The sequence below is a fragment of the Streptomyces sp. NPDC046215 genome (assembly GCF_040646215.1).
Lineage (GTDB): Bacteria > Actinomycetota > Actinomycetes > Streptomycetales > Streptomycetaceae > Streptomyces > Streptomyces stramineus.
Genome location: NZ_JBEYZW010000139.1, coordinates 1 through 10,706 on the forward strand (window position 1 = coordinate 1; position 10,706 = coordinate 10,706).

The 10,706-nt window shown below is 67.7% G+C and carries 5 protein-coding genes; 3 read left to right on the forward strand and 2 right to left on the reverse strand.

Annotation, left to right across the window (positions count from 1 at the left end):
- Positions 1-832: 832 nt before the first annotated feature.
- Positions 833-1,300 carry a hypothetical protein gene (locus tag ABZ951_RS32655; protein WP_344097816.1) on the reverse strand — a complete coding sequence of 156 codons (468 nt, stop codon included), beginning with the start codon at positions 1,298-1,300 and terminating at the stop codon, positions 833-835.
- Between the two features lie 318 nt (positions 1,301-1,618).
- On the opposite strand from ABZ951_RS32655, the gene ABZ951_RS32660 reads away from it, so the two are divergent.
- A complete protein-coding gene (locus ABZ951_RS32660; RefSeq protein ID WP_344097815.1) occupies positions 1,619-5,200 on the forward strand; it encodes a hypothetical protein in 3,582 nt (1,193 codons plus the stop codon).
- Positions 5,201-5,388: 188 nt separating this feature from the next.
- On the opposite strand, the gene ABZ951_RS32665 is transcribed toward ABZ951_RS32660, so the two are convergent.
- Positions 5,389-7,008: a transposase gene (locus ABZ951_RS32665; RefSeq protein ID WP_361281598.1), complete on the reverse strand. Its 1,620-nt coding sequence runs from the start codon at positions 7,006-7,008 to the stop codon at positions 5,389-5,391.
- 88 nt (positions 7,009-7,096) lie between these two features.
- Here ABZ951_RS32665 and ABZ951_RS32670 point away from each other — a divergent pair, with 88 nt between their 5' ends.
- Complete coding sequence (locus ABZ951_RS32670; RefSeq protein WP_344097812.1) at positions 7,097-7,357, forward strand: helicase associated domain-containing protein; 261 nt, start codon at positions 7,097-7,099, stop codon at positions 7,355-7,357.
- 457 nt (positions 7,358-7,814) lie between these two features.
- The gene (locus tag ABZ951_RS32675; protein ID WP_344097811.1) at positions 7,815-10,298 is read left to right on the forward strand and encodes a Helicase associated domain protein; all 2,484 of its coding nucleotides are present in this window, start codon (positions 7,815-7,817) and stop codon (positions 10,296-10,298) included.
- Positions 10,299-10,706 lie beyond the last annotated feature (408 nt).

The following is a 10,706-nucleotide window of genomic DNA, read 5'->3' on the forward strand; positions in this document are numbered from 1 at the left end:
GCATCCCAGGCCGTTCGTCTGGACGAAGACCGCCGACGAGATCCTCGACAAAGTCGCCACCTACTGCAGACGAATCTCCGACTCAGGACACTAGGCCACGACCAGCGTGCGCACGTGCGCAAACCGGCGCGGGTCCAGAGGCCTATCCACCGCACTGAGTGCGCACTCAGCTGGTGCGCTGCACCGGCCGACGGCGCCCGCCCCGGCCGACACCCTGGCATACGCACTGGGCACCCGCCCTACTCGTCAACAGTCCGCAAGCAGCGAGCACCGCCCCAGCTCCTGCACGTACAGGCGGGAGCCCTGCAGGGCCTGCCCGCGGCTCTCGGACATGCCGGCTCGTGTCTGCTCGATCAAGTGCCGCCACGGACCCTACGCCCGCGCCCCCAGGCAGTCCCGCAACCGGCGCCTCGGCCCGACGCGCAAGAAGCGACGCCCGATCTGCAGGACGAGTTCTTCCAGTTCCTGCTCCCACTCGCCGGCGGGTACATCATCAATCACACACAGTGACTCTCCAGCCCGATGTCACTACACGCGGCGCGGGCACTCGTCCGCAGGACGGGCCGCACTAGCCCGCCCCGCATCCGGCACCACCCCGCTACACTCCCCACACTCAAGCCGTTGACCAGCGGTAATGGAGAAGTCCGGCTGGAGTACTAGCGCCGATATTCGTTCTGACGTTCGACCTCGGCGAGCAGTCGACGCCGAGAAGGCCGCCGTCTGCTAACGGCAAAGGGCCGGAACCCCCGTCCGGGGCCCCGGCCCTTCCTTGCCCGCCCGCCCCTGGCCTTCGGGGGTGGGCACTACGGTGCAGTCGTCTATCGGGCCGTCGTCAGCACAGTTCGAGGCTGCCGCCCCCGATCAATGAGTCCTTCACCCATCCTTGACGCTGAGTGCCCTTGATCCTCACGTGCGTCCAGGTCCCGTCGTTCTTGGTCCTGGTGTAGCAGTGGAAGTAGACAGTGGCCCCCTTGGGAACCTGCCCGAGGGCGGCGCAGTTCGTGTGGGGGCCGCCGCGGTACCGGACGCCGTTCTTCACGACCTTCGCCTTGTCCGCGTCCTTGTTGGACCACCTGTGCGAGCAGCCCAGGAGGTCGGCGGTGGGAGCGGTCTTGGTGCTGGTGTCGGCGGCGGCAGCGGGGGCCGGCGCGGCGGTGCCCATCGTGCTGGTGCTGCGGATGGTCTGGGCGGGGCTGCCGCCGTCTGCTGAAGCCGGGCCGCCGGCGGAGGCCGGCACTACCGCTCCGAGTACGAGGGCGCTCACTGCGCCGCTCAGCGCAAGGAACCGTGCTGTTCGCATGCTGCTGTCCTTTCCACGTGTTGTCGTGTCGCCTGCACCCTCCCCCGATCGCGGGGTGCAGGCCCCGGACCGCCTTCGTCGGGAGCGGCGGTTCCGGCCGTGCTCCAGTGATTTCAGCGGTCGGCTGGTTGTCTCGCAGCCCCTGTTTGTACTGGTAGACAAAACAGTTGTGGCCCCCGTCGGGCGCCGAACTCGGCCTGCGGGCGCCTTGTTGCCGCTTCGGCGGACGTGTTGGGGTGGGCGCTATGACGTCGAGGGGGAGGGGCTGAGACTGCGGTGGGGCGTCGTGAGAAACCGATCGATCCCATGGCTGGGCCGGTGCAGCGTTTCGCCTTCGAGTTGCGCAAGCTGCGCCGGGAGGCGGGCAGCCCGACCTACCGGGTGATGGCTGACGGGACGGGGTACTCGATTGCTGCTCTGGCACGCGCGGCTGCGGGGGAAACGCTGCCGTCCCTGCCACTGGCGCTGGCGTATGTGAAGGCGTGCGGCGGGGACCTTGCGGAGTGGGAGCGGCGATGGCACACATTCCGTGACGAAGAGGCCGCTCAGCCACCGGAGGACGAGGAATCGGCAGATCCGCCCTATCGTGGTCTTGCCCGCTTCGAACCCGGCGACCACGCGAGGTTCTTCGGCCGCACCCGTCTCTCGGACCAGCTCACCGCCATGGCCAAGGCCTTCCGGTGCGTCATGGTGCTCGGCCCCTCGGGCAGCGGTAAGTCCTCCCTTTTACGCGCCGGACTCATCCCCCGATTACAGAACACCAAGGACCCGGCACAGCGCCCGGCGGCAATACGGATCTTCACGCCCGGTCCCCGGCCGGTGCGCGACCACGAGAAGCTGTTCATCCCGGCCGGGGGAGGGGGAGATACGTGGCTGGTGGTGGACCAGTTCGAGGAGATCTTCACACTCTGCCAGGAGGTGGCGCAGCGGAGGGAGTTCATCGGCCTGCTGTTGTCGGCGAGGGACCCCCGCCGTCGGCTGCGGGTCGTGGTGGGGGTGCGGGCGGACTTTTATGCCCGCTGCCTTGAGTACGAGGGCCTGGCCACGGTCCTCGGAGAGGCAAGTCTGCCGGTCGGCCCGATGACGCCGGACGAGCTGCGCGAGGTGATTGTCAAACCCGCGGCTGCCGAAGGGCTGATCGTGGAGCGGACGCTGACCGCCCGCCTCATCGAGGAAGTCGGCGAGGAGCGCGGCGGACTGCCGCTCCTGTCGCACACGCTGCTGGAGACCTGGCGCCGGCGCCGTGGCCGCACCCTGACCCTGGACGGTTACGAAGCCGCCGGCGGCATCCATCACGCCATTGCCCAGAGTGCCGAAGACCTCTATACCCACCTCACCCCGCCCCAGACCGAGACGGCTCGCCGCATCCTGCTGCGTCTGATCACGCCGGGCGAGGGCACCACCCCGGACACCCGCCGCCCCATCGACCGGGCCGAACTCACCACCACCGAAACCACCACTGACCTGGCCCCGGACGCCGTGCTTCAGCGTCTGGCCGCCGCCAGGCTGGTCACGTTGGACGACGACACCGTCGACCTCGCACACGAAGCACTCATCACCGCATGGCCCCGGCTGCGCGGGTGGATCGAGGACAACCGCGAGCGCATGCGCCGCCACCGGCGCCTGACGGATGCGGCCCGCAACTGGCAAGACCGCCGCCGTGACAGAGGGGCACTGCTGCGCGGAACCGCGCTCGCAGAAGCCCAGGACGCCTTCCACACCCCCGCACGCCAGACAGAACTGTCCGTGCTGGAAAGAGACCTCCTCCACCAGTCCATCCGCGCCGCCCAACGGCGCACCCGTCGCAGCCGTCAGTTCATGGCAGCCCTCAGTGTGCTGATGGTCCTCGCGGTGACCGCGACGGCGGTCGCCGTACGCAAGTCGTCAGTGGCGGATTCACAACAGCGGCTGGCGCTGTCGCGCCAACTCGCAGACCGAGCACTTCGGTTGAGCGGCGCACGTCCTGAGGCCGCGATGCTCCTCGCCCTGAGCGGGTACCGCCAGGCCCCCACGACGGAAGCGCGGGGCGGGCTGCTCAGCGCATACGCCCGCTTCTACGCCAACCAGTTCACCGGCCACAGCCAACCGGTGAGCAGCACGGCCTTCTCACGCGACGGTCGTACCCTGGCCACGGCTGGCCTCGACCACAGCATCAAGCTGTGGGACACCCGCTCCCACCGCCTCCTGACGACGTTGAACGGCCACACCGACCTCGTCAACACGGTGGCATTTTCCTCGGACGGTCACACCCTGGCCAGCGCCGGCAACGATCGCAGCATCAAGCTGTGGGACACCCGCTCCCACCGCCTCCTGGCGACCCTGACTGGCCACACGAACACGGCCGAAGACGTCGCGTTCTCTCCCAACGGCCAGGAACTGGCCAGCGCCGCCAGTGATCGCACCGTCCGCCTCTGGAACCTGCGTACTCACCGGGAACACACCGTCCTGACCGGGCACACCGACGGAGTGATGCGGCTGGCCTACTCACCGGACGGCCGCACACTGGCCAGCGCTGACATGAGCCGCACCACCCGCCTGTGGAACACCTCCACCCACAAGCCCGCCGCCGTGCTGGCCGGAGACACCGGCGCCATCAACGCCGTGGCCTTCGCTCCGGACGGTCACACCCTCGCCACGGCAAGCACCGACCACAGGATCAAGCTATGGAACGTGCGCTCCTACCGCCTGCTCACGACGATGGCAGGCCACAGCGACGAGATACAGGAACTGACATTCTCATCAGACGGCCGCATATTGGCCAGTGCAAGCCTTGACGGCACCCTGCGATTGTGGCGCCCCCAAGCACGCTCCCCCCTGGCCACGCTGACCGTGGCACAACCCGTCTACGCCCTCGCACTCTCGCCCGACGGCCACACCCTTGCTTCCACAGGCAAAGACTCCACCGCCCTCCTGTGGAACGTAGCGACGCGCCGCCCCACCACGCTGACCGGGCGTACCAGCACCACCACTGCCGACGTGTCCTTCGCGGATCATCACTCCTACCTCACCGTCGATCACGACAACCTGGTCACCCGCTGGTCCACGACCCCACCGCTTACCGACCCTCCGCCGCTGCGCCGTCCCCAGTCCGTCAAAGCGATGGTGGCCAGCGAAAACGGCCGGGCACTGGCCACGGTCGGCAATGATGGCGTCATACGCGTGTGGAACCTGATGACAGGCAAGCTCACCGCGACACTCCCACAGGCCGCGATCGCCGCCACCCCGTGGCGACTGTCGATGACTCCTGACGGACATACCCTGGCCGTCACTGGCAACGACGGCACCATCCGGGTATGGGCTGTCGGCGTACAGCAGCCCACCGCGGTCCTGCACACACCCGACTCGGTGCTCGGCCTGGCCCTGCGGCCCGACGGCCGCGCCCTTGCCGCCGTCAGCGCCGACGGCACCGCGCGGCTGTGGACCCTCGGCTCCCAGCGGGCCGGCATACCCCTGCCCGGGCCCAAAGACGCGACCAGGATACTGTCCTTCAGCCCGGACGGCCGCACCCTGGCTGTCGGCAATACCGGCAACAGTGTGCGGTTGTGGGACGCCGCAACCCGCCGTGTTACCGCTACGCTCACCACAAACGACGGCCTGACTCGAGCGATGGCCTTCAGCCCCGACAGCTCCACCCTCGCCACCAAGGCCATCGACAACACCATCCGACTGTGGAGCACCCGCACCACTCGCCTGCGCGCCGCCCTCACTGGTTCCGAAGATGGCAACAGCATCCGCTTTTCCCCGGACGGACACGCGCTGGCCACCATCACTCCCAACAGCACCGCCCACGTCTGGAGCACCGACGCAGAATACGTCGCCACACGCGTGTGCCACCTCAGCAAAGCCCATCACTGGTCGCGACTCCTCCCGGACCAGCCGGTGCAGGACCTATGCCCCTGACAGGGGGCCCGCTCAGCTGCGGGTTGGTGGAGGCGGGGCCACCACGGCGTGGGATTCCCCTTTAGTTCGCAGGCGCGCGCTCCGGGCGCTCAACGCCATCAAACGGAACATCACGAGGAAAAAATTTTGCCCGGGTGGCTTTGTTCACGGGTTGTGGTTCTGGCACAGGTTCTGGATGCTGTTGATCTTCAGGTTTCCAGTCTCTGGCAGAGCTGCTGGAAAGGACTGGGCGGCCGGGGCCAGCGCGGTGGTGCTGTGCCGGGTGGGAAGCATTCGCTGAGGCGGATGATGTTGGTGCCTGCGGCGGTCAGCACGTGCTGGACGTGGGTCTTGGCCAGGCCGCGGTAGCGGCAGTGCCGGAGTCCGTGGGCGTGGACGGTCTCGGAGACGGTGGCTTCGCATCCCGCGCGGATGGCATAGCGCCGTTGCCATCGGCCGGTCTTCTGCTCGTGCCGGACGCGGGTCTGGATCTCCTGCTGGGGCTGGGGAAGCAGGAAGATGTGGCGCCCCCTGCCGCCGGTGTTGCCGGTGCATTCGAGCCGGTCGTCGCATTCACGGCAGGCTTTGCGCGGGAAGAGGACCGACAAGCGGGGGTGGCCGTCACCGAGGGTGGGCTTCCAGGGTGGGCTGGTAATGCCGTGCGGACACGTCAGTGTGCGGGCTTGCCAGTCGATGTGGAAGTCCTCCTTGGTGAAGCCCGGCCGCTTATCGGCCCGGGGATCGGCACGGACTGGCCCGAACAGCGTGATGCCCCATTTCTGCTGGGCCTGGTGAATGCTGTCCGGGCTTGAGTAGCCACCGTCGACGACGTGCTCGTGCGGCAGAATGCCCTGCTGGGCCAGGCCTTTGTGGATCAGGTCCAGGGCGTCGATGTCCTGCTCCGGGGCCGGGCGGGTGACGACCTGAACGATCACGTTCGGGACGGCCGCCTCGCAGGTTTCGGTCTGGTGGTCGCGGTAGCCGATCCAGTCGCGCTGTCCGGACGCTGTGATCTTCTGGCAGTAACGGGCTTGTGGGTCGTGCGGGGTGACGATCTCCATCGTCGCCCAAGGCACTTGTGCCGTGGCAGGGTCGGGCCTTCCGTCCGTCTGCGGCTTGCCGGTGTCGCGCTGCCTCGTCGAGCGTCGGCTCGCCCGGTCGCGGGTGGACTTCGCTGCCCGCCACCGCAGACAGCCGGCATCGTCGTACCAGTACTGCTGGACCCAGACCTGCCGCAGAATCTGCACCTGCGGCAAGTCCCGTAGCTCCGGTGGGGCATCGCCGTCGTAAATGCCGTGCAGGAGGTGCATGCCGTCCTCGCCGACCCGCAGCACGTGCCTGATCAGGGCTTCCCCGCCCCGGGGCAGCCGGTCGTAACGAACTGGGCGCCCGTAACGATCCGCCCAGTCCGCAGTGACCATCCCGGACAGCCACCGCTCGCCGTGCAGGGCGAGTTCCTCCAGGGCCAGCCGCAGCGTCTCGCCTACCAGCTCGCCCCGATTCAGCCGCCGGACCGCAGCCAGCACGTGAGTGGAATCCGTACGGACCCTCGACCGCCGACTGACCAGTCCCGCTGCCACAAGGTGATCGACCATCACCGCCAGCAGCTTGTCCGCCCGGTCGCCTTCGGCCATCCGGTCCCGGAACTCGCTGAGCACCGAATGATCGAACCCGGGATCATCGAGCTCAAGCCCGAGGCAATATTTCCAGTCCAGACGGCAGCGGACAGCCTCGGCGGCCTGCCGGTCGGAGAGATTCTCCGCGTACTGCAGCACCGAGACCATTGCCAGCCCTGCTACCTTCACCGATGTCGACCATTCCCCGCTCACCCACTGGCTGGCCAGGCAGATCGAAGCCCTTCCCGGACTCCAGGACTATCAGCACCACCTCCTGGGCGATCTGCCCCTCAAGCACCCCTTGGCCCTCCTCCTCCGTCGCCCCCGGGGCACCTCACAGTGGGCCTTCGCCCGCGGGCTGCGCGCCGCCTACCTCTACCGGCACCACCACCATCACCTGGACGTTCCGTACGGATACTCCTGCGAGGACGGCTCATCCTTCCCCCTGGGACGATGGATCGCTGACAAACGACGCGCCCCACAACACCTCACGCAAGAACAGCTACACGCTCTGGAAGCACTCGACATGCGCTGGACTCTCCGCCGCCACACCACCGGCTGAGTTGTCGGCGACCCAAAGCTCGCAGACGAGCTGAACCGGAAAGCTCCACCTTTGAAAGGAAGGCACCGTCGCGCCCTGACGTCTGTGAATCACAGGAGAAACTGGTATCAGGGATTGATCATCACTGTTCCACTGTTGGCACCTGAGCTATCCCGCCGTCACGGTTCCCTGCTCGGAAGGACCTCCACCGCCCGTTGGCGGGACGCCGGGAAGGAGCCCTCACGGTGGTGTCCTTCAGGGGCGCGTGACATAGGGCCGCGCCCTGGGCAACGGCCGACTGTGTTGTGAGCCGAGAATGGATGCCAGCGTTGGCAGAAAGCCTGCACGGGAGGGCGGTCTGGGATGCGGAGGCGGTAGCGCAGGGGTCCCGTCCCTTGTGCCGGCTCGCTCATTCGCTGATGTGCGGGAGGATGATTCCCGCTGGCTGCCCCCTTCCTGCCCGTGAGTAGAGGTCTTCATGACTTCCAGTTCTGAGTCCCCGGTTGAGGCCTCTGTCGCTACGGCTCTTCACGCCCGCCCCGCTAGCCGTCGTGTGCTGCGCCCGGATCAGCAGGAGGCGGTGGACAGCGCGACACGGCACCTGAAGACCTCGCGGACCCGCGGGCACATCGTGTCCGCGTGCGGGACGGGTAAGACTCTGACCGCACTGCGTACCGCGGAGGCGCTGGACGCCCGTCAGTTGCTGATCGCGGTACCGTCTCTGGACCTGATCGGTCAGTGGGCCCGGGCTGCCCGCGCCGACGGTCGCCTGGAGCCGTTGATGGCCGTTTCCTCGTTGAACGCCGCCAAGCATCCAGCTCTTGCGGGGGCCGGGGCGCACAGCACGAACAGTGCCGGGTTCCTCGCGTCCTGGCTGGCCCGGCACGAGAAGGCGACGGTATTCGTCACGCTCGATTCCCTCCCGAAGATCGAGCAGACTCAGCGCACCCGCTACCCGGCACCGGTCTTCGACCTCATGATCGTGGACGAGGCACACCGCACGGCGGGGAGCTGGGACAAGGACTGGACGGTCCTGCACGACAACGCCCGGATCCCAGCCGACCGCCGCCTTTACCTCACTGCCACCCCCTACGAGTGGGAGCCACCGCGCCTGACAGAGGCGCCCACCACTCGCCCCCTGCCCAAGCGCACCCCCTCTACCGCCCCGGAATGGGATGCCCCAGCGCTGACAGCGTCCATGACCGACACCAAAGTCTTCGGCCCCCGCCTCCATACCTACTCCCACGCCCAGGCCATCGAAGACGGCACCCTGGCCGACTACCAACTGGTGGTCCCCACCATCCGTGACGCCGATCTCCGCACCACGCTGACCGACATCGCCACCCACCCCGCTTTCGCCCCGACGGCGCGCCGTACGACCGCCCTGCACTTGGCCGTCCTGAAAGCCATGGCAGAACACGACCTCAAGCACGTCATCGTTTATTTCCAGCAGATCGCGGATGCCACCGACTTCGCCCGCCAGTTCCCCCACACCCTGCGCACCCTCCCGGCACAGGAGCGCCCCGCCTGGGCTGATGATCTCGTCGTGCAATCGGTCAACGGTACCCACACCCCAGGCCAGCGCCACGACATCCTCACCGACTTCGCCGACGCCGACCGGGCGGTGCTCACCAACGCCCAGGTCCTGGGCGAGGGCATCGATCTGCCGGCCGTGGACGCAGTCGTCTTCGCCGACCGCACCGCGAGCGTGCGCCGCATCGTCCAGGCCCTGGGCCGCGCCCTGCGTAAACCCCCCACCCTCAAGACCAAAACAGCCAGCCTCATCATCCCCGCCTACATCCCGCCCGGCGCCGACCCCACCGACCTGCTCGGCACCCCGTACGAGCCGCTGTGGCTGGTCACCGCCGCGCTGCGCCATCACGACCAGACCATCGCGGCCCGCGCGCCCCGCACCAGTGCCAAGCAGCGCCGGGAGCGCGACACCCACACCATGATCACGCGTCGTTTCCGCTTCGACTTCACCCTCGACCCGAACAGCATCGCCCGCGCCATGGACCTGCTCGCCTGGCCCGCCGACGGCACAGCCCTCTCCACTCCCCGCCGTGCCGGCCTGGCCGCTGCCACCCGCTTCCACACCGAACACCAGCACCTGCGTGTTCCTGCCGACTACGAGGATGCCTACGGCTACCACCTGGGTACCTTCATCACTGGCCAGCGCACCGCCCGGCGGCAAGGCACCCTCACTGAGGACTGGATCGCCGAACTCGATGCCCTCGGCATGATCTGGGACGATCACGAGGCCACCTGGCAGGGCCACCTGACCACCGTCATCGCCTACCAGGCAGAGCACGGCCACCTCGCCATCCCCGCCCAGGAACCTGGCGGCCAATTCCTCATTGACCAGCGCGCCCTCGCCCGCAAGAACCGCCTCACGCCCGAACGCCAAGCCCAGCTCACCGCCCTCGACCCCCACTGGACACTCCCTCACGGCCCCGACTGGCACCGCAAATACCACCTCCTCAAACGCCACATCGAAGCCGGACGCGACCCCGCCGCGCTGCGCCGGGACACGATCATCGAAGAGGCGAAGGTCGGCAGCTGGCTGCACCGCCAGCACGTCCTCTGGGACCAGCTTGCTCCCGGCCAGCAAGTCCTTCTCAATCGTCTCAAGCTGAGCCCGACTCAGGCTCCGCTTCCCGCAGGCAAGGTGATGGGCACGCAGGCGAGGCGGAAACGCCGTAGCTTCCAGCAGACCGCCGGGCTCCTCCGCCTGTTCATGGAACGCTGGGGCCGCCCGCCCGGCGCCCGGGAATGGATCGAAGTCGACGGTGAACGGATCATGATCGGCCCGTGGCTCTGCAAGATCCGAACCAAACAGAGCTCCGGCCAACTCTCTGACGAACAAGAACAGTTGATGGCAAAGACCCTTCAGGGCAACTGGCTCGACACCACCTCCGTGCCCCCTGAAGAGGGGGATACCGATATCCCGAATCTTCCATAGTTTTCTGCTTCCATAGAAGCAGGTCGAGAGCGCCGGAACCAGCAATCAGGAACCACAACGGAGAGTCTGGTCCGAGTCGATTCCCCCATAAGTTCGGAAACCGAAGAGCGCCACACCCCTTCCGACTCTGCCAGCCCGAAGGCGACCGCGGAGCGGGCACCTTCTCGAACAACCTTGGTCACAAGCAGAGTTGTAGGTAAAAAACCGGGCTAAGGCGAGGAAGGGGAGTGGATCGCGGAGCGATCTGGTCACCGCCGCGCCGACCCACCCGTGATCCGCGGAGCGGATCACCCCGGCCACGGAGTGGCCGGCTGCCCCGCGGAGCGGGGCACGGTTCCGCCGCGTAGCGGCGGCGCGTCGTGTCTGCGGGCCGCCATACGGCAGGGCATGCCGATCATGCCGCCTTCG